This window comes from Mycobacterium sp. NPDC048908, assembly GCF_043197955.1.
Classification (GTDB): Bacteria; Actinomycetota; Actinomycetes; order Mycobacteriales; family Mycobacteriaceae; genus Mycobacterium.
On the sequence record NZ_JBICUE010000001.1, the window covers coordinates 424,518 to 449,548 of the forward strand.

The 25,031-nt window shown below is 67.2% G+C and carries 26 protein-coding genes; 16 read left to right on the forward strand and 10 right to left on the reverse strand.

Annotated features, from left to right (window positions below; all coding sequences use genetic code 11):
* The first annotated feature begins 48 nt into the window (after window positions 1-48).
* The gene (locus ACGFK1_RS02085) at window positions 49-741 is read left to right on the forward strand and encodes an esterase (RefSeq protein WP_393424849.1); all 693 of its coding nucleotides are present in this window, start codon (window positions 49-51) and stop codon (window positions 739-741) included.
* Here ACGFK1_RS02085 and ACGFK1_RS02090 read toward each other — a convergent pair.
* Window positions 738-2,024 (reverse strand): PQQ-binding-like beta-propeller repeat protein, encoded by a 1,287-nt coding sequence (locus ACGFK1_RS02090; RefSeq protein ID WP_393424852.1) that lies wholly within the window; start codon window positions 2,022-2,024, stop codon window positions 738-740. The two genes, ACGFK1_RS02085 and ACGFK1_RS02090, sit on opposite strands and share 4 nt — an antisense overlap.
* Before the next feature lie 80 nt (window positions 2,025-2,104).
* On the opposite strand from ACGFK1_RS02090, the gene ACGFK1_RS02095 reads away from it, so the two are divergent.
* A complete protein-coding gene (locus ACGFK1_RS02095; protein ID WP_393424855.1) occupies window positions 2,105-2,842 on the forward strand; it encodes an acyltransferase in 738 nt (245 codons plus the stop codon).
* A 76-nt stretch (window positions 2,843-2,918) separates the two neighbouring features.
* On the opposite strand, the gene ACGFK1_RS02100 is transcribed toward ACGFK1_RS02095, so the two are convergent.
* From ACGFK1_RS02100 to ACGFK1_RS02120, 5 genes are all read right to left on the reverse strand, one after another.
* On the reverse strand, window positions 2,919-3,683 hold the full coding sequence (locus ACGFK1_RS02100) for an ArsR/SmtB family transcription factor (RefSeq protein ID WP_393424858.1): 765 nt from the start codon (window positions 3,681-3,683) through the stop codon (window positions 2,919-2,921).
* Entirely contained in the window at window positions 3,676-5,043 is a 1,368-nt protein-coding gene (locus ACGFK1_RS02105) for an MFS transporter (protein WP_393424861.1), read from the reverse strand. Before ACGFK1_RS02105 ends, ACGFK1_RS02100 begins: the two co-directional genes overlap by 8 nt.
* Before the next feature lie 47 nt (window positions 5,044-5,090).
* Complete coding sequence (locus ACGFK1_RS02110; protein WP_393424864.1) at window positions 5,091-6,332, reverse strand: glycosyltransferase family 4 protein; 1,242 nt, start codon at window positions 6,330-6,332, stop codon at window positions 5,091-5,093.
* Between the two features lie 70 nt (window positions 6,333-6,402).
* The gene (locus ACGFK1_RS02115) at window positions 6,403-8,010 is read right to left on the reverse strand and encodes a 1,4-alpha-glucan branching protein domain-containing protein (RefSeq protein ID WP_393424867.1); all 1,608 of its coding nucleotides are present in this window, start codon (window positions 8,008-8,010) and stop codon (window positions 6,403-6,405) included.
* A complete protein-coding gene (locus tag ACGFK1_RS02120; RefSeq protein WP_393424870.1) occupies window positions 8,007-8,798 on the reverse strand; it encodes a class I SAM-dependent methyltransferase in 792 nt (263 codons plus the stop codon). The genes ACGFK1_RS02115 and ACGFK1_RS02120 overlap by 4 nt, the downstream gene beginning before the upstream one ends.
* 197 nt (window positions 8,799-8,995) lie before the next feature.
* Here ACGFK1_RS02120 and ACGFK1_RS02125 point away from each other — a divergent pair, with 197 nt between their 5' ends.
* From ACGFK1_RS02125 to mnmA, 9 genes are all read left to right on the forward strand, one after another.
* The gene (locus tag ACGFK1_RS02125) at window positions 8,996-9,796 is read left to right on the forward strand and encodes an electron transfer flavoprotein subunit beta/FixA family protein (RefSeq protein WP_393424873.1); all 801 of its coding nucleotides are present in this window, start codon (window positions 8,996-8,998) and stop codon (window positions 9,794-9,796) included.
* 36 nt (window positions 9,797-9,832) lie between these two features.
* A complete protein-coding gene (locus ACGFK1_RS02130) occupies window positions 9,833-10,789 on the forward strand; it encodes an electron transfer flavoprotein subunit alpha/FixB family protein (protein WP_393424876.1) in 957 nt (318 codons plus the stop codon).
* Window positions 10,790-10,903: 114 nt separating this feature from the next.
* Entirely contained in the window at window positions 10,904-11,596 is a 693-nt protein-coding gene (locus ACGFK1_RS02135) for an SDR family oxidoreductase (protein ID WP_393424879.1), read from the forward strand.
* Window positions 11,597-11,624: 28 nt separating this feature from the next.
* Complete coding sequence (locus tag ACGFK1_RS02140) at window positions 11,625-12,029, forward strand: cupin domain-containing protein (protein WP_393424882.1); 405 nt, start codon at window positions 11,625-11,627, stop codon at window positions 12,027-12,029.
* A complete protein-coding gene (locus ACGFK1_RS02145) occupies window positions 12,026-12,679 on the forward strand; it encodes a nitroreductase (RefSeq protein ID WP_393424885.1) in 654 nt (217 codons plus the stop codon). Before ACGFK1_RS02140 ends, ACGFK1_RS02145 begins: the two co-directional genes overlap by 4 nt.
* Window positions 12,680-12,767: 88 nt before the next feature.
* A complete protein-coding gene (locus tag ACGFK1_RS02150) occupies window positions 12,768-13,604 on the forward strand; it encodes a GNAT family N-acetyltransferase (protein WP_393424888.1) in 837 nt (278 codons plus the stop codon).
* Complete coding sequence (locus ACGFK1_RS02155) at window positions 13,601-14,428, forward strand: lysophospholipid acyltransferase family protein (protein ID WP_393424891.1); 828 nt, start codon at window positions 13,601-13,603, stop codon at window positions 14,426-14,428. The genes ACGFK1_RS02150 and ACGFK1_RS02155 overlap by 4 nt, the downstream gene beginning before the upstream one ends.
* 47 nt (window positions 14,429-14,475) lie before the next feature.
* Window positions 14,476-15,675, forward strand: a complete 1,200-nt coding sequence (locus ACGFK1_RS02160) for a cysteine desulfurase family protein (protein WP_393424894.1) — start codon at window positions 14,476-14,478, stop codon at window positions 15,673-15,675.
* Window positions 15,672-16,739: a tRNA 2-thiouridine(34) synthase MnmA gene (gene mnmA / locus ACGFK1_RS02165; protein ID WP_393424897.1), complete on the forward strand. Its 1,068-nt coding sequence runs from the start codon at window positions 15,672-15,674 to the stop codon at window positions 16,737-16,739. The genes ACGFK1_RS02160 and mnmA overlap by 4 nt, the downstream gene beginning before the upstream one ends.
* Window positions 16,740-16,811: 72 nt before the next feature.
* On the opposite strand, the gene ACGFK1_RS02170 is transcribed toward mnmA, so the two are convergent.
* The gene (locus ACGFK1_RS02170; protein ID WP_393424900.1) at window positions 16,812-17,444 is read right to left on the reverse strand and encodes a sensor domain-containing protein; all 633 of its coding nucleotides are present in this window, start codon (window positions 17,442-17,444) and stop codon (window positions 16,812-16,814) included.
* Between the two features lie 52 nt (window positions 17,445-17,496).
* Here ACGFK1_RS02170 and ACGFK1_RS02175 point away from each other — a divergent pair, with 52 nt between their 5' ends.
* The 4 genes from ACGFK1_RS02175 (at window position 17,497) to ACGFK1_RS02190 (ending at window position 20,175) form a co-directional block, all read left to right on the forward strand.
* A complete protein-coding gene (locus ACGFK1_RS02175; protein ID WP_393424903.1) occupies window positions 17,497-18,507 on the forward strand; it encodes a methionine synthase in 1,011 nt (336 codons plus the stop codon).
* Window positions 18,508-18,576: 69 nt separating this feature from the next.
* Window positions 18,577-19,065, forward strand: a complete 489-nt coding sequence (locus tag ACGFK1_RS02180) for an SRPBCC family protein (protein WP_393424906.1) — start codon at window positions 18,577-18,579, stop codon at window positions 19,063-19,065.
* Window positions 19,062-19,391: an ArsR/SmtB family transcription factor gene (locus ACGFK1_RS02185; protein ID WP_393424909.1), complete on the forward strand. Its 330-nt coding sequence runs from the start codon at window positions 19,062-19,064 to the stop codon at window positions 19,389-19,391. The genes ACGFK1_RS02180 and ACGFK1_RS02185 overlap by 4 nt, the downstream gene beginning before the upstream one ends.
* Window positions 19,392-19,515: 124 nt before the next feature.
* A complete protein-coding gene (locus tag ACGFK1_RS02190) occupies window positions 19,516-20,175 on the forward strand; it encodes a hypothetical protein (RefSeq protein WP_393424912.1) in 660 nt (219 codons plus the stop codon).
* On the opposite strand, the gene ACGFK1_RS02195 is transcribed toward ACGFK1_RS02190, so the two are convergent.
* Entirely contained in the window at window positions 20,158-21,768 is a 1,611-nt protein-coding gene (locus ACGFK1_RS02195; protein ID WP_393424915.1) for a 4-coumarate--CoA ligase family protein, read from the reverse strand. The two genes, ACGFK1_RS02190 and ACGFK1_RS02195, sit on opposite strands and share 18 nt — an antisense overlap.
* A gap of 10 nt (window positions 21,769-21,778) precedes the next feature.
* Window positions 21,779-22,183, reverse strand: a complete 405-nt coding sequence (locus tag ACGFK1_RS02200; RefSeq protein ID WP_393424918.1) for an MmcQ/YjbR family DNA-binding protein — start codon at window positions 22,181-22,183, stop codon at window positions 21,779-21,781.
* A 105-nt stretch (window positions 22,184-22,288) separates the two neighbouring features.
* Here ACGFK1_RS02200 and ligA point away from each other — a divergent pair, with 105 nt between their 5' ends.
* Window positions 22,289-24,364, forward strand: coding sequence for an NAD-dependent DNA ligase LigA (ligA, locus tag ACGFK1_RS02205; RefSeq protein WP_393426275.1), 2,076 nt, complete (start codon window positions 22,289-22,291; stop codon window positions 24,362-24,364).
* On the opposite strand, the gene ACGFK1_RS02210 is transcribed toward ligA, so the two are convergent.
* Window positions 24,361-24,924, reverse strand: a complete 564-nt coding sequence (locus tag ACGFK1_RS02210; protein WP_393424921.1) for a hemerythrin domain-containing protein — start codon at window positions 24,922-24,924, stop codon at window positions 24,361-24,363. The two genes, ligA and ACGFK1_RS02210, sit on opposite strands and share 4 nt — an antisense overlap.
* Between the last annotated feature and the right edge of the window lie 107 nt (window positions 24,925-25,031).

The window sequence follows — 25,031 nt, forward strand, 5'->3', positions numbered from 1 at the left end:
GCAATGCGCCGGTGCCGAAGCCGGTGCCGGCTCGCGAGGACGTCGACGATGCGCATTCTCAGGGTGGCCGCGATTCTCGTGGCTGCTGTCCTGCCTGCCGTGCTCGGCGCGTCGCCGGGTGCAGCGCAGACGGCCTGCGCCGATCTGAACGGCACGGTCGGGCCGGACGGCGTCTGCACCGTGCACACCTCGAACTCCACGTACACGCTGGACATGACGTTCCCCACGGAGTATCCCGACCAGCAAGCGCTGACGGCATATCTCACGCAGGCGCGCGACGGGTTCGTCAACGTCTCCGAGATGCCGGGGTCATACAACCTGCCCTACGAACTCGATGCCAAAGGGACCGGGTACCGCTCGGGTTCGCCGACCACCGGCACTCAGAGCGTGGTGCTCACGATGTGGCAGAACGTGGGCGGTGTGCACCCGCAGACCTGGTACAAGTCCTTCAACTGGGATGTCGGCAAGAAGGCGCCGATCACCTTCGACACGTTGTTCAAGCCGGGCGCCAAGCCGCTGGACGTGATCTACCCGGCCGTCGAGCAGTATCTGCAGAAGCAGCAGGGACTGATCGACGGCATCCCTGCCAGTGTCGGGCTCGACCCCGCCAAGTATCAGAACTTCGCGTTGACCGACGACGCGCTGCTGTTCTTCTTCGGCCAGGGGGAGTTGTTCGCGGAGTCCGCGGGTCCCGTCGAGGCGTCGGTGCCGCGTGCGACGGTCGCACCGTTGCTTGCTTAACGCTCCGGCACGAATCCGTACACCTGTCCGTCACTGGTGGCGGTTACGACTCGGCGGTCGTGGTTGACCGAAACCCCGACCGGCCAACCCGTCGCCTGCGGTAGGGGATAGCTGTGGACGGTGTGGCCGTCGGCGGGATTGAAGACGAGGAGCGCCTGGCCGGTATCGCCGTCCTTGGCCACGGCGTACGCGACGTCGCCGCCTGCCCGACTCGACGTGGTCAGCGGTGCGACGTCGTCGCGTGTCCACAGCACATCGCCTTTGTCGCCGCCGTCGCGGACCGCCACCAGCCTTGCACCGGGGCCGCCACCCGCGATGATCAGACCGTCGGGCGACACCGACGGCGGCGTCTGCGCCAGATAGTCAAGTGGCACAGACCATTTCGGCTTGCCGTCGGCGGCGGTGAGCGCCCACAGGCGTTCGTCGCGACCGTTGACGTAGACGGTCTTACCGTCGGCGGACAGCACCGGGCTGGCGATCGGACCCTGACCCACCGCGTTGCTGGACCATTCGCGGCTGAGCGACGCCGGATCACCGGATCGGTAACGAAGGCCGACCAGCACCGGCGCCGCGGCATCCGGTTCCCACACATTGACCACGATGATGCCGGTGTCCAACGAGAACGCCGGCGCCGCGGCGACGGGGCAGCCGCGTCGCGCCGGTTGACAGTCAGCCAGCCCGCGCGAGGAATCGGTGGGGTCGAGTCCGGTCAGCAAGTCGAGCGTTCCGACGACGGTTCCCTTGTGGGCGTCGAACACCAGCACCTGCCCGAGATGCGTCACCACCAGCAATTGGCCGGGCGCGAGAATCCTTGGCGTGGTGGGCATTCCGATAACCGGCCGACGCCACCTGATCCACTGCGTCGGCGGGAAGGACATCATGGCACCGGGCTGACCGATGTAGAGGTTGTCGAAGCCGTCGAAAAGAGGACTGGACAGCCCGTCGCCCTGCCACAGCCGGGTGCACCAGCGTTGTCTGCCCTTGTTGTCGGTCTCCCACACCATCAGTGAGCACCCGGCCTGAGACTGCGCGTTGACAGCCAGGTAGCTGCCCGAGCCGAGCGCCACTTGCGAGGCCAGACTGCCCTTGACCGAGCGGCGCCACTCGAGGCGTAGCTTGTCAGCGCCCGCGACGGGCGCGTAGCTGCTGTTGGCGGCATTGCCGAACTGGGCAGGCCAACCATCCGCGGCGTGCGCCGCGACCCAGGAATCGGTGGTCCCGCAACCGGCCAGCACGCCCGTGATCAGCGCCGTTGACGCCAGCACGATCAATCGCCGGAACACACGATCCTTCCTGTTCCTATCGTTCGGTCCACGTGAGGGTAACCGCTTGACCCGAGAGTGCTCGCGTAGGCTTTCCGGCCATGACGACCATGTGGGGCGCGCCGCTGCACAAGCGCTGGCGCGGGTCCCGGCTGCGTGACCCGCGTCAGGCCAAGTTCCTGACCATCGCTTCCCTGAAATGGGTGATCTCCAACAAGGCGTACACGCCGTGGTACCTGGTGCGCTACTGGCGGCTGCTGAAGTTCAAACTGGCCAACCCGCACATCATCACCAGAGGCATGGTCTTCCTTGGAAAGGGCGTCGAGATCCAGGCGACGCCCGAGTTGTCCACGATGGAGATCGGCCGGTGGGTGCACATCGGTGACAAGAACACGATCCGCTGCCACGAGGGTTCGCTGCGGTTCGGGGACAAGGTGGTGCTTGGCCGCGACAACGTGATCAACACCTACCTCGACATCGAGTTGGGCGATTCGGTGCTGATGGCGGATTGGGTCTACGTCTGCGATTTCGACCACAGGATGGACGACATCAACGTGCCGATCAAGGACCAGGGCATCGTCAAGGGCCCGGTGCGCATCGGGCCGGACACTTGGATCGCCACCAAAGTGACCATCCTGCGCAACACCACGATCGGCCGCGGCTGCGTGCTCGGCTCACACGCCGTGGTCAAGGGCGACATCCCTGACTTCTCGATCGCCGTCGGCGCGCCGGCGAAGGTGGTCAAGAACCGGCAGCTGGCGTGGGAGACGTCCGCCGCGCAGCGCGCCGAACTGGCCGCGGCGCTGGCCGACATCGAGCGCAAGAAGGCCTCCCGCTGACTCTTTTCGCCGACTGACCGTGTTTGTACGGCGACGCGCCGCGGATCCCTGTGCAAAGGCGGTCGCTCGGCGGAGGCTAGGCGTCCCAGTCGATGCCAAAGGCGTCGGCCAACGCGGCGCGACCGTCGTCGGTGACCGTCAACGCACGCCCGCGCGGCACCCGCTTGACCCATCCAGCTGACACGAAACGGTCGAAGACGGCGCGGCCCAAGCCGCCGGACAGGTGGTGGCGCTGCTCGGTCCAGTCGACGCAGTAGCGCACCAGAGGTCTTTTCCCCGTTGGCATTTGGACCCCGATGCCGGTGAGGAAGGCGCGGCCTTCTTCGGTCAGCTCATAGGTGAGATCGTGGCCCGGCTTGCTCAGCCCGTCGTGGTTGTCTCGTTGCGGGTCGTAGCGCCCGTCGCCGCCGACCAGCGCTTCGCGATCCAGCAGGCTGCCCATCACTGCGACGCCGAGCCGCCCAGCGACGTGGTCGTAGCAGGTGCGCGCCGAGCGCAGCCTGGCGGCGCGAGTGCCGTCGCGCAGCGAGCGGACAGGCCGCCGCGGCGCAAGGCGTCCGAGTTGCTCGAGCAGTTCACCGACGTCGGGACCGGACAGCCGGTAGTAGCGGTGTCTGCCGTGCGTTTCGACGGTCAACAGGCCAGCGGTGGTCAGCTTGTTGAGGTGGCTGCTCGCAGTCGGCCTGCTGATGCCTGCCTCGTCGGCGAGCACACTGGCCGGTAGCGCCCGCCCGTCGTCGAGGGCAAGCAGCACCTTGCACCGCGCCGGGTCGGCCAACAGCGAGGCCACCGCGGCGATGTCGGCATCCCCGGTAATCGGAAGCTCGGCTGCGTCACGCATGGCTGACCTCCTCCTGTGTAGGTGTTTCGGCCCGCGCCCAGCGCAGCGCCACCGCGGCGCCGATCAATTGGACTGCGCCACCCACTGCCATCGCGCCCTGTGCACCGAAGGAAGCCATGGCGCTACCCAACACCGCGACACCGACAGTGATACCCACCAGGCGCGCGAGGTTCACGACGCCGGAGGCCAGCCCGGCCCGCTGCAGCGGCACAGCCGACATCGCCACGCCGATCGCCGGGCCAGTGGTCAATGCGAGCCCAACACCCGCGAGCACGAATGACAGCTCGATCAGCCACACATTGGCCTGCGGCCCGACGGCGGCATACAACGCCATCCCCGACGCCATCATGCCCAGCCCACCTGCCATAGGCAGCCGTGGTCCGATCCGGTGCGCCAACGCGTTGACCGCAGGGATGAACACCAGATAGGTGACAGGCATCGGCAGGAACCACATCGCGGTCGCCAACGCGCTGGCGCCCCGATCCTGTTGGAAGGCAAAACTGTTCACCAGCAGCAGCCCGTAGATGCCGAACGTCATCGTGAACGTCGCGATCAGCGCGGCGACGAGTCTGGTGCTACGGAACAGATCCAGCGGCAGCATCGGATTTGCGCTGCGTCGCTGGCTCGCGATAAACGCGGTGACGGCTGCGCCCGCGACGACGGCCAACGCGACGGTCCACGTCGATGCCATCGTGCGTCCCTCGACCAGGACGATGGTCAGCACGCCGAGGCCGAGCATCGCCAGAGCCTGCCCGCGGACGTCGAACCTGGCCGCATCCGGGTCACGGGATTCGGGCAGGTAGCGGTACGTCATCAGCAGCGCGACGACGCCGACCGGCGCGTTCAGCCAGAAGATGTAGCGCCAGCCCAGGCCGTCGGTCAGCACGCCGCCGAGGATCGGGCCGATCGCGGTGCTCATCGCGGCGGCCATCGCCCACGCTGCCGTCGCGCGGGCGCGTTCGACGGGATCGGGAAATGCGGCGGCGGTGATCGCCAGCCCTTGCGGCAGCATCACTGCCGCGCCAACACCCTGGACGCCGCGGGCGACCAGCAACAGCGGCAGCGTGGGGGCCGCCGCGCACGCCAGCGACGCGCCGATGAACGTCGCCAGTCCGATCCGCAGGAGCGTCCGTCTACCGAATTTGTCGCCAAGCGATCCCGCGGTCAGCAGAACTGCGGCGAAGGTGACGTTGTACGCGTCAATGGTCCACTGAGCCCCTGAGATGCCGCCGCCGAGGTCGTCGCGGATGGCGGGCAAGGCCAGGTTGACCGCGTTGGCGTCGATGAGGCCGACGAAAAGTCCCAGGTAGGCGGCGATCAAGGTCAACGCGGTGCGTGAGTTGAACCTTCTCGTGTGCATGCACCCGAACGTATGCCCGGAATGATTCGACCCCAGTCGAACTATTCTCAGCGGTCAGGCAGTGGATGCTCAACGATGGTGCGCCGACGGTGCGGTTCGCGTTCGCGGCGTTTGGCGGCGAGGTAGACCTGTGCGGTTTCGTCGGCCACGGTGTGCCAGTCGAAGTCGTTCGTGAGGCGTTCCCGGGCGGCAATCGCCATGCGCTGCGCGGCGGTTGGATCGTCGAGCACCCTACGGACGGCGTTGGCCAGGCCCGCAACATCGCGCGGCGCGTACGACATGCCGGTCTGCCCGTTGATCACCGCCTCACCGAGGCCGCCGACGTTGGACGTGACGAGCGGGATGCCGGTGGCGGCCGCCTCCAGCGCGACGATGCCGAATGGTTCGTAGTGACTGGGCAGCACACAGGCGTCGGCGGTGTGCAGGAGCTGCACCAACTCGTCGTGATCGAGCCTGCCGACGAACGTTGTCGCCTTGAGTACCTTGTGCTTTCGTGCCTGCTCGACGAGCCAACCCTGCTGCGTGCCGTCACCGGCGATGGTCAACGTCGTGCCGGGGTGAGTGCGCCGGATGCGGGGCAGCGCGGCGATCGCGTCGTGAATGCCCTTCTCGTACTCGAGTCGTCCCAGGTACATCAATTGCGGGGGTCCGCTACGCGGTTGCCGCCTGGCGAACGGCCAGAGCGCCGCATCGATTCCGTTGCGGATCACCCGTGTTTCGACAAGTCCGGGGCCGAACAGTTCGGTGATCTCGTCGCTCATCGACGCCGAACACGTGATGAGCGAATCGGATTCGTGCACGAGCCACGATTCGACGGCGTGTACTTGGCGGCTGATCGCCCCGGACACCCAACCTGAATGCCTGCCCGCCTCGGTGGCGTGGATGGTGGAAACCAGTGGCACGTCGAAGTATTCGGCAAGCGTGATCGCCGGATGCGCGGCGAGCCAGTCGTGGGCGTGCACGACATCGGGCCGCCAGGGCCGGCCGCGGCGGTCCTTGATGGCCAATCCGGCGCGGACCATTGAATGCCCCATGGCCAGCGTCCACGCCATCATGTCGGCGCCGAAGTCGAATTCGTGCGGATCCTGCGCGGCGGCGATGACCCTGACGTCTTCGGTGATTTCGTCGGTCGACGGATGCGTGCTCGGGTCGGTTCCTGTCGGCCTGCGGCTCAGCACCACGACCTCGTGTCCGGCCGCCGCCAGTGCCGTCGCCAAGTTGTAGACGTGCCTGCCGAGCCCGCCGACCACCACTGGCGGGTACTCCCACGACACCATCAAGACTTTCATCGGTGAGTGACCCCAAAGTGCCAAGAATTTGCGGCGTGTCGCGTGCAAACACGGTCGCTCGGCGTGGTCCTCACCGGGGTAGCCGCCTTGCATCGAGGCCGCCGAACAATCCGTCGGCGCGGTTCCACCCGTCGGCCAGGCGCTGCGCATGCGCGCTGCGGCCCGACGCCAGCGCGTCGGCGATCTCGCGCGTGGCGTGCGCGTGCAGGTGGGCGCGGTAGCGCGCGTAGTCGGCCGCGGAGTTCTTGCTCACCATGAAGGGCCAGTCGCTGGACACCGTGAGCAACGTCTCGCGCAGAATCTGGTCGGCGACGAAGTTACGCGCGGGCGGCGTGTTGGTTTCGCCGAGCGCTTTGTCGACGGTGGTCAGCGCGGTGTCGACGACCTCGGTGTTCAACCGCACCAGATCGGCGACCTGTTCGCCGGCCCACACCTGCCAGTCCTTGCCGGAACCCCAAGAGCTGGGCGGCAATTCGACGGGTGCGCCCACGAATCCGTCGGCGACCGCGTCGGAAAGCGTGCCGACCCGCACCCCAGCCGCTGGCAGCGCGCGCAGCACCCGCTCCAGCCACATCGGGCCCTCGTACCACCAATGGCCGAACAGTTCGGTGTCGAATGCCGCCACCACGTGCGCGGGTCTGCCGATGCGGTCGGACTCGCTGATCAGCCGGTCGCGCACCAACCCGACGAAATCGGCGACGTGCACGTCGACCGCGTGGTCGGCGCGCTCGGGGTCGTAGGGCGCCTTGGCCTCCGACGGCACGTTGCGCCCGGTGACCCGCGCCGGCTTGAGGCCGGTGACGTGGTCGTAGGTGTGGAAATCGCGATACGCGGCGTGGCCGGGGTAGCCGGACTTCGGCGACCACACCCGATAGCTGACCTGCAAGTCGCGGCCGAACGCCACGACGTCTGACGCACCGACCGGCCTGCCCAGCGCCGTGTCGCCATGCAGAGACGGGCCGTCGACCATGAAGTGGCCGACACCCGCTGCGGCATAACCGGTTTCCATGCCTGGCGCATATGCGCATTCCGGCGCCCAGATGCCCTTCGGGGTGTGCGCGAAGCGCTGACCGGCGTCGGCCAATCCTTCGCACAACGCGAATTCGCGCAATCGCGGGTTCAGCAGCGGCTGGAACGGGTGGGACAGCGGGCCGCCGAGCAGTTCGATGGTGCCCGCGTCGATCAGTCCGCGCAGTAGTGGACTGCCGCCGTGCCGCCACAGCGTCGCGAAGTCGTCGAGTTCACGGTCTGCCTCGGCGAGCTCTCGAATGCCGAACGCGCGCAACGGTTCACTCAGCGTCGTGGCTTCCAACGCCCGCAACCGCCAGTTGGCCAGCCAGTGATGCATGCCGGACAGGCAGTACGGGTCGTCGAGTTGCGCGGTCACCACCGGCGTCATCCCCAACGTCACCAGATGCGTGCGATCTTCGTCGGCGAGCGTGCGCAGCACCCGCATCAACGGCAGATAGGCCGCCGACCACGACTGGTAGAGCCACTCCTCGCCGACCGGCCAGCGGCCGTGGTGCGCCAGCCATGGCAGATGGGTGTGGAGAACGAGGGTGAATAACCCCGGAGCCGGGGGGCCGGCGACATCTAACCCCGGAGCCGGGGGGCCGGCGACATCTAACCCCGGAGCCGGGGGGCCGGCGACATCTGGCCTTGGAGCCGGAGTCGTCACGGCCGCACCGCGATTGCGACCAGATCGAGGCTGTCGTCGATATTGCCGTCAGCCGTGACGTCGAAGTCGTCGATCGTCACCGAGGCGACGTCGGCGAGCAGCTCATCGGGCCACGGCGCATCGGCCAACGCTCGGGTGATCTGGGCATCGATGATCGACCCACCATGCCGTGCGTCGAGTTCGGCCAAACCAGGCCCGTGGAATACTCCCAACATCGACTCCACCGAAAAGCCGCCCCCGCTCAGAAGTTCCGTCAATTCCGCGGCGTTGAGTTCGCGGGTGTGGAACGGGTTGATCGGGGTGTCGCGGCCGGGGGAGAAGGTGATCCGGTTCGGTGTCGACATCAACAGCACTCCGCCCGGCCGCAGCACACGATGACATTCGGCAACGAATTGCCCCTGATCCCACAGGTGTTCGATCACCTGGAAGTTGACCACGACGTCGACCGCGCCGTTTTCCAGCGGCAGCTCGGCGAGATTGCCGTGGCGCATGTCGACGCGCGGATAGCGGGCGCGCACATGCGCGACGGCCGACTCGTCGTAGTCGAGCCCGATGACTCGCCGCGCCTTCTCCGCGATCAAGTCCGCGCCGTAGCCCTCGCCACAGCCGGCCTCGAGCACGTCAAGGCCGGCGCAGCGGTCGACCAGCCGTGCGTAGACCACCTCGTGGCGGCGGAACCAGTAGTTCTCCTCCGCCAACCCGGGGATGGTGCGTTCGCCGGTAAGGGGCAACGCGGCGCCCTCGTCGGGGCACCCAAGCGAACCGTTGCTAACGAATGAGGCGCTCATTGCAAGGCAGGCTAACGCGGATCGGCCCGATGGCGAATGGTTCGTCGACTACGGGCTGCTAGAACGCAAACTTCGACCAGCTATGGTGTTCGTGCGCACCAGCACAAGTTACCGGCGGGTAACATGGTGGTGGTTGCTTCAAACGTGGTAATGCAGGCCGGTCGCCCGGCCTCTGCTGAGGAGGACGAACCAGAGTCATGACGAACATCGTGGTCCTGATCAAACAGGTCCCTGACACTTGGTCGGAGCGCAAGCTGTCCGACGGCGATTTCACCCTCGATCGGGATGCGGCCGACGCTGTGCTCGACGAGATCAACGAGCGCGCCGTCGAAGAGGCGCTGCTGATCAAGGAGAAGGAAGCCGCCAACGGAACCGAGAGCACTGTGACAGTGCTCACAGCCGGCCCCGAGCGTGCCACCGAGGCCATCCGCAAAGCCCTGTCGATGGGTGCCGATAAGGCGGTGCACCTGCTCGACGACGGCATGCACGGCTCCGACATGGTGCAGACCGGCTGGGCGCTGGCCCGCGCGCTGGGCACCATCGAGGGCACCGAGTTGGTGATCGCCGGTAACGAGGCCACCGACGGCGTCGGCGGCGCGGTTCCCGCGATCATCGCGGAGTACCTGGGCCTGCCGCAGTTGACCCACCTTCGTAAGGTGTCCGTCGAGGGCGGCAAGGTGACCGGCGAGCGCGAAACCGATGACGGCGTGTTCACCGTCGAGGCGCCGCTGCCCGCGGTGGTGTCGGTCAACGAGAAGATCAACGAGCCCCGCTTCCCGTCCTTCAAAGGCATCATGGCCGCCAAGAAGAAGGAAGTGACGACGCTGACGCTGGCCGAGATCGGCGTCGAGGCCGACGAGGTTGGCGTCGCCAATGCCGGTTCCAAGGTCACCACGTCCACCCCGAAGCCGCCGAAGACGGCAGGCGAGAAGGTCACCGACGAGGGCGACGGCGGCACGAAGGTCGCCGAGTACCTGGTTGCGCAAAAGATCATCTAGCCGACACCTCCCAAAGACTCAGGAAGACAGAGACATATGGCTGAAGTACTTGTGCTCGTCGAGCATGCCGATGGTGCGGTGAAGAAGATCACCGCCGAACTGATCACCGCCGCCCGCAGGCTGGGCGAGCCCTCCGCGGTCGTGGTGGGCAAGCCGGGCACCGCGGCGGCGCTGACCGATGCGTTGAAGGAGGCGGGCGCTGCGAAGATCTACGTCGCGGAGTCCGACGACGCCGAGAACTACCTGATCACCCCGTACGTGGACGTGCTCGCCGCGTTGGTGGAGTCGGCCAGCCCGGCCGGTGTGCTGCTGGCGGCCAGCGCCGACGGCAAGGAGATCGGCGGCCGGCTGGCCGCTCGTATCGGCTCCGGCATCCTGACCGACGTGGTCGACGTCCAGGAGGGCGGCAAGGCCATCCACTCGATCTTCGGTGGCGCGTTCACCGTCGAGGCGGAGTCCACCGGTGAGACCCCGGTGATCACCGTCCGTCCTGGCGCGATCGAGGCCGAGCCCGCCGCGGGCGCCGGTGAGGTGGTCAACGTCGAGGTGCCCGCGCAGGCCGAGAATGCGACGAAGATCACCAAGCGTGAGCCCGCCGTCGCAGGCGACCGCCCAGAGCTCACCGAGGCCACCGTCGTGGTCTCCGGTGGTCGTGGCGTCGGCAGCGCCGAGAACTTCAGCGTGGTCGAGGAATTGGCCGACTCGCTCGGTGCCGCGGTCGGTGCGTCGCGCGCCGCGGTCGACTCCGGCTACTACCCGGGCCAGTTCCAGGTGGGCCAGACCGGCAAGACCGTGTCTCCGCAGCTCTACATCGCGCTGGGCATCTCTGGTGCGATCCAGCACCGCGCAGGCATGCAGACGAGCAAGACGATCATCGCGGTGAACAAGGACGAGGAGGCGCCGATCTTCGAGATCGCCGACCTCGGAATCGTCGGCGACCTGTTCAAGGTCGCGCCGCAGCTGACCGAGGCGATCAAGGCACGCAAGGGTTAATCCACCCGTACCAACGCCCCCGGACACGTCGGTGTTCGGGGGCGTTGTCGTTTCCGGATGAGACTACGGACTTTCAAGGGTTCGGCCGCGGCCCTCGAGTGTCAGTGTTGACGTATGAAGATTTCAGTCATCGGCGCCACTGGCCTGATCGGTTCGAAGGTGGTCGCCCTGCTAGAGGGTGAAGGACACGATGTCGTTGCGGTGTCGCGCGCGTCGGGGGCCGACGTGCTCACCGGCGAGGGGCTGGCCGACGCGCTGGCGGGCGCCGACGTTCTCGTCGATCTGACCAATTCACCGTCGTTCGACGACGAACCTGTGATGGACTTCTTCACCCGCTCCTCGGCGAACCTGGTGGCGGCCGCCAAACAGGCGGGCGTGGGTCATTACGTGGCGTTGTCGATCGTCGGTGTCGACGGACTGCCCGACAGTGGCTACATGCGCGCAAAAGTGGCGCAGGAGAAGACGATTGCCGACTCCGGTCTGCCGTACACGATCATGCGCGCGACGCAGTTCGATGAGTTCACCGAGTCGATCGTCGCGGCACTGGACACCGGCGATGAGGTGCGCGCGCCGGACGCGCTGATCCAGCCGATCGCCGCCGATGACGTCGCCGCCGAGGTGGCCCGGGCTGCGGTCGCGGGTGCCACCCGCGGTGTCGTCAACATTGGTGGACCGCAGAAGATTTCGTTCGCCGACCTGGCCCGGCGCGTGCTCGCCAAGCAGGGCGTCGACAAGCCTGTCGTGGTCGATCCGCACGCCACCTACTTCGGCGCCGCGCTGCAGCGCACCAGTCTGGTCACCGCCTGACTGATCCCAAATCGATCAAGGAGCAACAATGTTCGACACCGATGAGCTGGCCAAGGCCATCACCACCATCCAAACCGTCAAACCTCCCTTCATTCCCGAGGGCGCCGAGGTGATGACGGTGATCATCGAGTGGCCGCCGGGAAGCGCGGGCGCGCCGCCGCACCGCCACCCCGGCGGGCCGTCATTCGGCTACGTGCTCGAGGGCGAGATGCTCTTCGAGCTCGAGGGCGAAGCCCCGCGGGTGATCAAGGCCGGTGAGGCGTTCTGGGAGCCGGGCGGTGACATCATCCACTACTCGGACGCCAACAACCGCACCGACGTTGCGCTGCGGTTTCTCGTCACGATGATCTGTCTGCCGGGTGTGCCGATGCTCGTTGTCGTCGACGACGACGAACTCGAGCAGCGCAAGGACCGGCGCGTCCCACGATCATGACCGAGTTCGACGAAGTCGTGCGGCAACGCCGGTCCACCCGGTTGTTCCTGCGCGACAAGCCTGTGCCCCGCGAACTGCTCGACGAGGCGTTCGCGCTGGCGATGCGTGCGCCGTCGAACTCCAACGTGCAGCCGTGGCGGGTGTTCGTCGCATCGGGGCCGCGGCGCGACCGGTTGGTCGAGGCGCTTCTCGAGGAGGCCGCCGTCGAGCTGCCCGTGACCAAGGGCATCCCGGAAAGCTACCTGCCCCTGCGACGCGAACTCGGAGCGCTGGTCTACGGCTCGATGGGCATCGCACGACACGACAAGGAGGGCAGGCGGCTGGCCCAGCTGCGCAACTGGGAGTTCTTCCGTGCGCCTGTCGGCGCGGTGGTGTGCATGCACCGCGACCTCGGGCCGGTCGACGCGGTCGGGGTGGGCATGTTCCTGCAGACACTCGTCCTGGCCCTCACCGAACGCGGGCTGGGCACCTGCGTGCAGGTCTCCATTGCGGCCTATCCCGACGTGCTGCGGGCCCACCTCGGGATCCCGGAGGACCTGACCGTGCTCTGCGGGCTGTCGATCGGGTACCCGGACCCCGCGTTCCCCGCCAACAACCTCGCGACCCCGCGAAAGCCGATCGAGTCGAACGTGGTGTTCCTGGATAGCTGACGCGACCGCCCAAGTCGTCACCTAGCGCTCACAAACACGTCACCGCCGCGATGCCGTCCCGAGATGCGGCTACGCGACCGTGCAGCGTATGAGCACTGCTTCTGTACTCATCGCCGCAGATCCGCCGACCCTGTCAACAGACACCCCTCGCTACACCCTGCTGTTGTCCACCGACCCTGCGCTCGTCGAGGCCGCGCAGCGCCTCCGCCACGACGTGTTCACCTCCGAGCCCGGTTTCGCATTGGCTGGCGCGGCCGATGGCCTGGACGCCGATCGGTTCGACGAGCACTGTGATCACCTCCTGGTTCGCGAGGACAACTCCGGTGAACTCGTCGGCTGCTACCGGATGCTGCCACCGCCGGGCGCGATCGCCGCCGGAGGGCTCTACACCGCAACGGAATTCAATGTTCAGGGGCTCGACGCACTGCGACCCTCGCTGGTGGAGATGGGCCGCGCCGTGGTGCGCGAAGACCACCGCAACGGCGGCGTGGTGCTGCTGATGTGGGCAGGCATCCTGGCCTACCTGGACCGCTGCGGCTACGACTACGTCACCGGTTGCGTGTCCGTGCCCGTCCACGGCTGCGCGGACGAGGCGCCCGGCAGCCAGATCCGCGGGGTCCGCGACTACGTGCGACGCCGCCACGCCGCGCCCGCGGAGTACACCGTCCACCCGTACCGGCCGGTGACCGTCGCCGGCCGGCGCCTCGACGAGATCGACCCGCCGCGCCGGGTGAACGTGCCGCCGCTGATGCGCGGCTACCTGCGGCTGGGAGCCCAGGTCTGCGGTGAACCCGCCCACGATCCCGACTTCGGTGTCGGCGACTTCCCCGCGTTGCTCGACAAGCGCAAGGCCGACACCCGGTACCTCAAGCGGTTGCGGTCGGTGGGGGCGGCGACCGCAATGGCAGGCGGAATCCCGTCATGACCACCGACCATTCCTGGGTGCCACGCGCGACGTGCGACACCAGTTGTGTGCACAGCGACCACGCGGCCGGCCATTCAGTGGCGGTGGCCTGGCGCATCGCGGTGCGTGCGACGTTTGCGATGCTCCTGTTGTCCGCGCTGCCGTTGCTGGCCGTCCCGATGCCAGGCCGTTCCCACCTGCAACGGGGGTACTGCCGAATGATGCTGCGCTGCCTCGGGATGCGAATTACGGTCTCCGGCGGGCCGATCCGGAACCTACGCGGAGTGCTCGTGGTCAGCGGCCACGTCTCGTGGGTGGACATCTTCGCCATCGGCGCCGTCATGCCGGGATCGTTCGTGGCACGCGCCGACCTCATCGACTGGCCCGCACTGGGCGTGCTGGCCCGCATCATGAAGGTCATCCCGATCGACCGGGCCAGCCTGCGACGGCTGCCCGATGTGGTGAGCACCGTCGCAACCAGGCTGCGGGCGGGCCACACGGTGGTGGCGTTTCCGGAGGGCACCACCTGGTGCGGCCTTGCGTACGGCCCGTTCCGGCCCGCGATGTTCCAGGCCGCCGTCGACGCGGGCAGGCCGGTGCAGCCGTTGCGGCTGAGCTACCACCATCGTGACGGTAGGCCGTCGACGCTGGCCGCCTACGTCGGCGACGACACCTTGATCGCCTCCATTCGACGGCTCGTTACGGCCCGCCGAACGGTCGTTCACGTGCAGGTCGAGTCGCTGCAGCTGCCGGGAATCTCCCGACGCGACCTGGCGGCACGGTGCGAAGCGGCGGTGCGCGGCGACACGTCGCGGCGCGGCCACGGTCACGCCCTGGTGGCCTGACCTCGGATTCGGGGTCGCCGTTGCGTGCCGGTTAGCATGGAACGGTTATGACCTCGAACAGGACGGTCTACCTCGATCACGCCGCCACCACCCCGATGCACCCTGCTGCCATCGAGGCGATGACGGCGGTGTTGGCGACGGTCGGCAACGCGTCGTCATTGCACGGCACAGGCCGGGTCGCGCGCCGCAGGATGGAAGAGGCCCGCGAATCGTTGGCCCACCTGCTGGGCGCCCGCCCGTCGGAGGTGATCTTCACCGCGGGCGGTACCGAGAGCGACAACCTCGCCGTCAAGGGTATCTACTGGGCCCGCCGCGACGCTGATCAGCGCCGTCGACGCATTGTCACCACGCCCGTCGAGCACCACGCCGTCCTGGATGCGGTGCAGTGGCTGGCCGAGCACGAAGGCGCCGAGGTGACGTGGTTGCCTGTCGGCGACGACGGATCCGTCGCGCCCGCAGATCTGCGAGAAGCGCTGCAGGCCGGCGATGACGTGGCACTGGTCTCGATCATGTGGGCCAACAACGAGGTCGGAACCATCATGCCGATCCCTGAATTGGCCTCTATCGCAACGGAATTCGATGTTCCCATGCATAGCGACGCCGTCCAGACCATCGGTCAGATTCCGGTGGACTTCGGCGCGAGCGGCCTGTCGGCGATGAGCGTGGCAGCCCACAAATTCGGCGGCCCGATGGGTGTCGGCGCGCTGCTGTTGCGACGTGACACAGCCTGCGTGCCGCTGCTGCACGGCGGCGGCCAGGAGCGCGACGTGCGGTCCGGCACACCGGACGTCGCGGGCGCGGTCGCGATGGCCGCCGCCGCGAAGGTGGCGATCGAGGGATTGGCGGCGAACAGCGTGCGCGTGCAGTCCCTGCGCGACCGGTTGATCGACGGCGTGCTGTCGGGGATCGACGACGCATACGTCAATGGCGCCACCGGTGACGGCCGGCTGCCGGGTAACGCACACTTCACCTTCCGCGGCTGCGAAGGCGATTCGCTGCTGATGCTGCTCGACGCCAAGGGCGTTGAATGCTCGACGGGTTCGGCGTGCACCGCGGGCGTCGCGCAGCCTTCGCACGTGCTGCTGGCGATGGGCGTCGAGCCCGCCAGCGCACGGGGTTCACTGCGATTGTCGTTGGGCCACACCAGCACTGAAGCCGACATCGACGCCGCACTGGCGGTACTGCCCGTGGCAGTCGAACGGGCGCGCCAGGCGGCGCTGGCCAGCGCGGGGGCGGCGGAACAATGAGAGTGCTCGTCGCGATGAGCGGCGGGGTCGACTCGTCAGTGGCGGCCGCGCGCATGGTCGACGCCGGACACGACGTCGTCGGTGTGCATCTGGCGTTGTCGTCGGCTCCGGGCACATTGCGGACCGGATCGCGTGGCTGCTGCTCGAAGGAGGATGCAGGCGACGCTCGCCGCGTCGCCGATGTGCTCGACATTCCGTTCTACGTATGGGATTTCGCAGACCGGTTCAAAGACGATGTGATCGACGACTTCGTCGCGTCGTATGCGCGCGGTGAGACGCCGAATCCATGCGTGCGGTGCAACGAGAAAATCAAGTTCTCGGCGTTGTCTGCTCGTGCGTTGGCGCTCGGCTTCGACGCCGTCGCCACCGGCCACTACGCCAGGCTCTCCGACGGTCGGCTGCGCCGCGCCGTCGACGCGGACAAGGACCAGTCCTATGTGCTCGGGGTGCTGACGGCCGAGCAACTGCGACACGCGGTGTTCCCGATCGGCGACACGCCCAAGCCGCGGATTCGCGAGGAAGCCGCACACCGCGGGCTGGCCGTCGCCGAGAAACCCGACAGCCACGACATCTGCTTCATCCCGTCGGGGGACACCCGCGCGTTTCTTGGCGCCAGAATCGGCGTTCGGCCCGGCGCCGTCGTGGACGCGGGCGGCACCGTGCTCGCCGAACACGACGGTATCCACGGATTCACCATCGGACAGCGTAAGGGGCTTGGCATCGCGGGCCCCGGCCCTGATGGGCGGCCGCGCTACGTGACCGGTATCGACGCCGACACCGGCACCGTGCACGTCGGGGACAAAACCGCTTTGGACGTCTGGACGCTGACCGGCGCCAAGCCCGTGTTCACGGCCGGGGCGCCACCGCACGGACCCGTGGAGTGCGACGTGCAAGTGCGCGCGCACGGCGGCGTCGCCGACGGCGTCGCCGAGGTGCGCGACCGGCGACTGGTCGTCGACCTTCGCACCCCGCTGCGTGGCGTGGCGCCGGGGCAGACGATGGTGCTTTACCGCCGCGACCCCGACGGCGACGAGGTCATCGGCAGCGCGACGATCACCCGCTGACGCTCGGCGAACGTGAGCTCGTGCGCGAAAAATCGCTGATGATTCGAGCGGTAATGCACGTTCGCGGGCCAGTCAGTCCGGGACGTTGGCCAGTATGTTCGTCATCACGATGTCGGGCACCGATTCCGGAAACGCGCATGACGTGACTTCGATGAGAACGACATTCTTCACCCGGTAGTCGCGACCGCAGCCGTTGCCGGGCCGCATCTGCAGCGAGTCCGGCGTCGAACTCCAGTCCCCGACGAACATCCCACCCAGCGGTGTCGTGCTGCAGCCGTCGACAAGCGCGACCAGTCCGTCGAAAGCGCGATGCGCAGTCGCGGGGTCCCGGTATGCCGCGGCACCCTCGGAGATCAGCCCACCGTCGGGTGGATTCTGAAACGTGGTCTTGTGGAACTCTTCCACGTCGCGGCCGAACGTCTGAGTCTCTTCGAACACCCATTGACATTGCGGCGGAGTGGTTTTCGCGAGTTGATCAATGTCGACAGGCACCTTGCCGTCCATGCTCGGGATGATCGTCAGGTCGTCGCCCGCTCCGGTGATCGCCCGCATCTGTGCCTGGTCGAGCATCACGGTCTCGACGTCGACCGGTGACAGCGACTCGTCGTCGACGCCGGGAACGGCCCGCACCGGGTTACCGCCAACGGTCTGAGAACATCCCGACGCGACCAAGATCGCGCCGCACCAGACCGCCAACGTTCTCATGCCGTGGTCCCCTTCCGGATCGAGAGTAACCGGATCGCATATCGTCGAACGAGTGAGTGTTTTTGCCGCAGCGACCGGGATCGGGTCGTGGCCAGGATCGTCGCCGCGCGAAGCAGCCGAGATCGTGATCGGTGAACTGCACACGCTGCCCCATCTTGTCGAGCTACCCGCCCGCGGCGTGGGGGCCGACATGATCGGGCGTGCCGGCGCACTGCTGGTCGACATCGGCATCGACACCGTGCCCCGCGGCTATCGCATTGCCGGCGGCCGCAGTTCGGTGATGCGACGGGCGGCCAGCCTGCTCGACGAGGACGTCGACGCGCTCGAGGAGGCGTGGGAGAAGGCAGGCCTGCGCGGCGGGGCCCGCACCGTGAAGGTGCAGGCGCCAGGGCCCATCACGCTGGCCGCCGAACTCGAGCTGTCAGGCGGCCACCGCGCGATCACCGATTCGGGTGCGCTGCGGGATTTGGCGGGCTCGCTGGCCGAGGGCGTTGCGACACACCGCGCGCAGTTGGAAAAGCGCCTTCAGACGCCGGTGGTGGTGCAGTTCGACGAACCGTCGTTGCCTGCGGCCTTGGCGGGCAGGCTGACCGGAGTGACGAGCTTGACGCCGGTCCACCCGGTCGACGAGCCGATGGCCATGGGGCTGCTGGACGACTGCGTGGCCGTAATCGGCGGTGACGTGTTGCTGCACAGCTGCGCACCCGGATTGCCGTGGAAAGCTCTGCAAGGCAGCGCAATTCACGCCGTGTCCGTTGATGTGTCGACGTTGACCGCGGCGGATCTGGATGGACTGGGCGACTTTGTGGACGGCGGTCGCACCGTCATGCTGGGCACCGTCTCAGCGACTGCGCCCGCGTCGCGGCCGTCGGCAGAGGAGGTCGCGAAGTCCGCGGCAGCCGTCACCGACCGGCTGGGATTCCCGCGCTCGGTGCTTCGTGAGCGCATCGGCATCACACCGGCCTGCGGGCTCGCGGGCGCCACCCCGCAGTGGGCTCGGATCGCCGTCGAACTCGCGCAGAAGGCCGCCGACGGGTTCGCAGCCGATCCCGACGCGATCTAATTCGCGCAACCAAAAGGTTGCGTGTGGGGCGATGCACCGCTACCGTCTAAGGCAACCAGGAGGTTGCGCATGAGTAGCGATCGAATCGAAAAGGAAGTCGTGCTGCGGGCCCCGCTCGAGCGGGTGTGGCGGGCGATCAGCGACGCCGACCAGTTCGGCCAGTGGTTCGGTGTTCGCTTCGACGGCCCGTTCGTCGAGGGCACCTCCGTGACGGGAGTGATCACTCCGACGACCGTCGACGAGGACGTCGCCCGCATGCAGGAGCCGCACGCGGGCACCGCCGACACCTGGCACATCGTCGCGGTCGAGCCGCAACGGCGGCTGGCCTTCCGCTGGCATCCCTACCCGGTCGAGGCGGGGGGCGAACCGGAGCCGACCACGCTGGTGGAGTTCACCCTCACCGAGACCGACGGCGGAGTGCTGTTGCGCATCGTCGAATCCGGATTCGACAAGATTCCCGCCGAGCGTCGGGCGGCCGCATTCGAGGGCAACAGCCAAGGGTGGGCCAAGCAGACCGAACTGGTGGGCAAGTACCTGGCGCTCAGCGAGCAGGTGTGAGCGGCCACGCAGTCGTCGCCAGAGCGCCTGTGTTCGACGCGCTCGGCGATCCCAATCGGCTGCGCATCGTCGTCAGGCTGTGCGAAGACGGCCCCTGTTCGACGTCGCAAGTCGCCGAGGTGATCCCGGTGAGCAGGCAAGCGGCCACCAAGCATCTGTCTCTGCTCGCGGCGGTAGGCCTGGTGAGCAGCGAGCGCAATGGCAGACAACGCATCTGGCGGATCGAGACCGGACCGCTCACCGAGGCCAGTGAATACCTCACAGGGTTGTCGAAACGCTGGGACAATGCCATCGAGCGGTTGCGCGCCTACGTCGAAAACGAATGAAAACGAATAGCGTCGCTAACGTATTTGCGTTGTTTCGTCAAACGGATGGTTTGACGGGACGTCGCCATGCAAGAATTCATTTCGCACGTCTGTCCAAGTCTTTGCCACTCGCGGGAGAGGAACTGTGGCTCGAGCGAACCGCCGCATTGCGGCAGGCGTCGGTCTTGTGGCTGCATGCCTTCTGGTCACCGCCCCGTGCGCGGCGGTGGCCGTCGCCGACCCCGGTGCTCGACACGGCAGCCACCAGCGAGACAACACCAGCAGCAAGCGGGGCGCGGAGAACGCCAATCCGCGCGGCAGTGGATCTGACTACAGCGACGACAAGATCAACGGTGGCGCCAACTCCACCAGGGAGGGCAGGCCGTCGACCCGAGTGGGGTCGGGCCGGGCATCCGGCACGTCCGAGGAGCGGCCAAGCAATGACTACAGCCCCAACGCGGGGGGACAGAGCAACGCCCCGAAGGTGACCGTCGGCGACGGCCGCAGTCCCGGCATCCAGAGTCGAGATCCTGGGCCGCGGTGGGGTTGGCGCGCGCCTGCACCGGCGGCGCCGCCACCGCCGCCACCGCCGATCCTCACGGTTCCACTGAACCCGCCCGCGGTCCGTCCCGCGCCGCCGCACCCCGGCGTCGTCGAGCAGTTGGTGGTGTCGCCGACGGCGGGAACCGCAGATCCGCTGTGGGGCGTGGCCGGGTTGCTGCTGATCCCCGCGGCCGGGGCTGTGCTCGGGTACCGGCAGGCGCGCGGCGCGCATTCGGCGGCGGAGCTAAGTCGCCGCTCGTAGATCCTTACGCAGGATCTTGCCGGACGCCGACTTCGGGATGGCGTCGATGAACTCCACCTGGCGCACCTTCTTGTACGGGGCGACCTGGCCGGCGACGAACTCCATCACCTCGTCAGCGGTCAGCTCGGCGCCGGATTGCTTGACCACGAACGCCTTTGGCACCTCCTCACCTTCGGCGTCGTTGGCGCCGATGACGGCGGCGTCAGCGATCCCGGGGTGCGACAGCAACACGGCCTCCAATTCGGCGGGCGGCACCTGGTAGCCCTTGTACTTGATCAGCTCCTTTAGCCGGTCCACGATGTACACGCAGCCGCAGGCGTCGACCTGCGCCAAATCGCCGGTGTGCAACCAACCTTCGTCGTCGATGGTCTCCTTGGTGGCCTGCTCGTTGCCGAGATAGCCCGCCATCACATTGGGGCCCTTGAACCACAGCTCACCGGTCTGGCTGAGACCCTCTGCAGGAGGGTCGATTTCATCGCCGGTTTCCGGGTCGATGAGTTTGGACGCGGCATTGGACACCGTCCAGCCGACCGAGCTCAACGGCGCGACGGTGCCCATGTTGGCCACGCCGCCGTCGAATGGGGTGATGTGGCTGACCGGGCTCAGCTCACTCATGCCGTAGCCCTGCACCACCCGGCAGCCAAGCCGCTTGGCGACCGCATGCCCGAGGTCGGCGTCCAGTGGGGCGGCGCCGGACATCACCACATTCAGCGACGACAGGTCGTAGTCGTCGATCAGCGGATGTTTGGCCAGCGCCACCGCGACCGGCGGCGCGATGAACGCGATCGTGCACTTGTGGTTCTGGATATTGCCGAGGAATTCGCCGAGGTCGAAGCTCGGCATCACCACCAACCGGGCGCGTGCATGCAGAGCGGCGTTGAGCAGCACAGTCATTCCGTAAATGTGGAAAAACGGCAACACGGCCAAAACCACGTCGTCGGCGACGATCCCGTGCAGCGGCCGGATCTGCGCGACGTTGGCCACCAGGTTGCGGTGGGTGAGCATCACACCCTTCGGATTGCCGGTGGTGCCCGAACTGTAGGGCAGCGCCGCCAGATGCGACGACGGGGCGAAACTCACCTCCGGCGCAGGCGCACCGCTGGCCATCAGATCCGCGGCGTTGGGATGGCCGGTGGCGTCTTGCCCCTCGCCGTCGAGCACCACCAGTTCGGTGTCGGCCAAACCGACTGCGGCGGCGGCTTCTTTCGCGTGCGCCAGCAGCGGTGTGACCGTCACCAGCATCTTGGCCTTCGAGTCGGTCAACTGCTTCGAGATGTCATTTGCGGTGAACAACGCATTGATGGTGGTGGCCGTGGCCCCCGACCGCAGAATGCCGTGGAACGCCACCGCGAAGCCGGAACTGTTCGGCGACAGCAGGCCGACGACATCGCCGACACCGATGCCCCGGCTCGCCAGTGCGCCGGCGAACGCGTCGATACGCCCGATCATTTCGCGGTACGTGGTCTGCCTGCCCGACTTGGCGTCGACGAGCGCGACGCGGTCGAGATCGCCGTCGTCTATGTCGCCGAACAGGAAGTCGTACACGCTCGTGGAGGGGATGTCGACTTCGGGGAAGGGGCTGGCGAAACTCATTGGCCTCCGATCAGACTTCGTCGAGTTGTTTGATGAGCTTCTTTGGTGCGATCAACCGGAACGACGCGTCGACGAGTTCGGTCACTTCGTTCCAGTCGATTTTTTTGCGCGCCGTGAAATCCAAACCCAGCCAGCCGAACGGCCCCATATAAGCCGGGAAGAAGAAACGGCTGTCCTGCTCGAGCGCTCTGCGGTCACTCTCGTCGACCTTCACCAGAATCGAATGTGGGTATTGCCGGTACTCGCCCTTCACGTCGGTCTTGGCGCTGCCGCCGTACATGACGAACATCTTCGGCGCGCAGAACACCGGCCTGCCCCACGAGATCTTCTCGAAGGCTCCTGAGAAGGCCAGGCAGATCTCGCGCACTTCCGCCAGCCCCAGGTCGTCGTCGCGAAACATGATCGGGTGCGGCATGCCGCCAGCGTAGCCGCTGCTGTCGACGTGTCGGCCTGCTCGGATAGCCTCACCAGAGTGAGCCCAAAGGCAACCCCGGACCGAGGCGCAATCGATGCCGAGACGGTGCTGGCCGAACAGGCCGAAGAAGCCCCGGATGCCGACCTGCGCCGCCGCTGGCAAGAACTCGCCGACGAGGTGCGTGAGCACCAGTTCCGCTACTACGTCCGCGACGCGCCGATCGTCTCGGACGCCGAGTTCGACAAGCTGCTGCGCGAACTGCAGGCGCTCGAGGACCAGCACCCCGAACTGCGCACCCCGGACTCGCCGACACAACTGGTCGGCGGTGCCGGGTTTGCCACCGACTTCACCCAGGCCGAACACCTCGAGCGGATGCTCTCGCTTGACAACGTGTTCGCACCCGAGGAGCTGGCGGCCTGGGCCACCCGCATCAAGGGTGAGATCGGGGACAAGGCGCACTACCTGTGCGAGCTGAAGATCGACGGGGTGGCGTTGGCGCTGGTCTACCGCGACGGTCGACTGGAACGCGCGGCCACCCGCGGCGACGGCCGCACCGGTGAGGACGTCACGCTCAATGCGCGCACCATCGACGACGTGCCTGAAAAACTGAAGGCGTGCAAGGAGTTTCCGGTACCCGCGGTGCTGGAGGTGCGCGGCGAGGTGTTCTTCCGGGTCGCCGACTTCGAGGACCTCAACGCGGGTCTGGTCGCCGAGGGCAAACCGCCGTTCGCCAACCCGCGCAACAGCGCGGCGGGCTCGCTGCGGCAGAAGAACCCGGCCGTCACCGCCCGGCGCAAGCTGAGAATGATCTGCCACGGACTCGGGCATGCCGAGGGCTTCAAACCCAAGACGCTGCACGACGCCTACCGGGCTCTGGCCGCGTGGGGCCTGCCGGTGTCCGAACACACCGCACGCGTACAGGGCATCGATGCCGTCACCGAGCACATCGCGTACTGGGGTGAACACCGCCACGACGTCGAACACGAAATCGACGGCGTGGTAGTCAAAGTCGACGAGATCGCGCTTCAGCGCCGGCTCGGCGCCACGTCGCGGGCGCCTCGCTGGGCGGTGGCCTACAAATATCCTCCCGAGGAGGCCACCACCAAGCTGCTTGACATCAAGGTCAATGTGGGGCGCACCGGGCGTGTCACACCGTTCGCGTTCATGGAACCGGTGAAGGTCGCGGGTTCCACGGTCAGCCAGGCCACCTTGCACAACGCCTCAGAGGTCAAGCGCAAGGGCGTGCTGATCGGGGACACCGTGGTGATCCGCAAGGCGGGCGACGTGATCCCCGAGGTGCTCGGACCCGTCGTCGATCTGCGTGACGGGACCGAACGTGAATTCGTCATGCCCACAAGGTGTCCCGAGTGCGGCACCACACTTGCGCCTGCCAAGGAGGGTGACGCCGACATCCGCTGCCCGAACACCAGGTCATGCCCGGCGCAGTTGCGGGAGCGGGTCTTTCACGTCGCGGGCCGCGGTGCGTTCGACATCGAGGGCCTCGGCTACGAGGCGGCGGTCGCGCTGCTGCACGCGGGCGTCATCACCGACGAAGGCGATCTGTTCACGTTGGGCAGCGAGGATTTGTTGCGCACCGACCTGTTCAAGACCAAGAGCGGCGACCTGTCCGCCAACGGGAAGCGGTTGCTGGTCAATCTGCACGAAGCCAAATCGCAGCCGCTGTGGCGGGTGCTTGTCGCGCTGTCGATCAGGCACGTCGGGCCGACAGCGGCGCGCGCGTTGGCCACCGAATACGGCAGCCTGGACGCGATCATGGCGGCGACGGAGGAGGAACTGTCCGTCGTCGAAGGTGTCGGTCCGACCATCGCGGCCGCAGTCACCGAGTGGTTCACCGTCGACTGGCACCGCGCGATCGTCGACAAGTGGCGCGCCGCGGGCGTGCGGATGGAAGACCAGCGCGACGCCAGCATCGAGCGCACCCTCGAGGGCATGTCGATCGTGGTCACCGGGTCACTGGCCGGATTCTCGCGCGACGACGCGAAGGAGGCCATCGTCGCGCGCGGCGGAAAGGCGGCCAGTTCGGTGTCGAAGAAAACCGCCTACGTCGTGGCCGGCGACTCGCCGGGCTCGAAGTACGACAAGGCCGTCGAACTCGGAGTGCCCATCCTCGACGAGGACGGCTTCCGTCGCCTGCTGGACAACGGCCCGGACGGCGTTTAGGCGACCGCCTTACCGAGAGCGTCGCGGACCCGGTCGAGCAACGACATGAAGGGGCCCACCGCGAGGTTTGCCGCGCCCGATTCCACACCTGCGTGCGGATGAGTCGGCGCGATGCGCTCGGCCGCCTGCACCGCCACGGTCAGCTTTTGCAGTTCGTCCTCGTCGAGTTGCTCTTCGAGCAGCGGAAACTCTTCTGCTTCTTCGTTTTCCGCGTGCTTGAGTACCGCGGACTGCAGATGGATCAGCGCCTTGGTGAATTCGGCGGTCCCGATATCCATCTTCTCGAGTTCTGCGAGAGCCTCTTTCGCGTCGTGCTCTTCGGCGAGCCTGGCATCGACCACCACGCCGCCGTCGTCGATCTTGCGACGCACCCGGGGGTGGACCATCATCTCTTCCGCTGTCTCGTGCACTGCGAGCAGCGTCCTGAGCCTCGTGAACGCGTGCTGCCGCTCAGCGGTGTCCGCGGCGTCCAATGTCTCGACGAACAACTGCTTGATCGTCTGGTGTTGCGCCTTCAGATACTCGACCACGTCTTGAGCCGACGAAATCGACTGTGTCACGCGAAGAACCTCCGCTTCTCGAGGTGTTGGCTGTCCGGCGCAAGGGGCTGCGCGCCGACGCAACCGATACCCCGCACCGCCTCGCGCCAAACCGCGGCGTTTGCCAT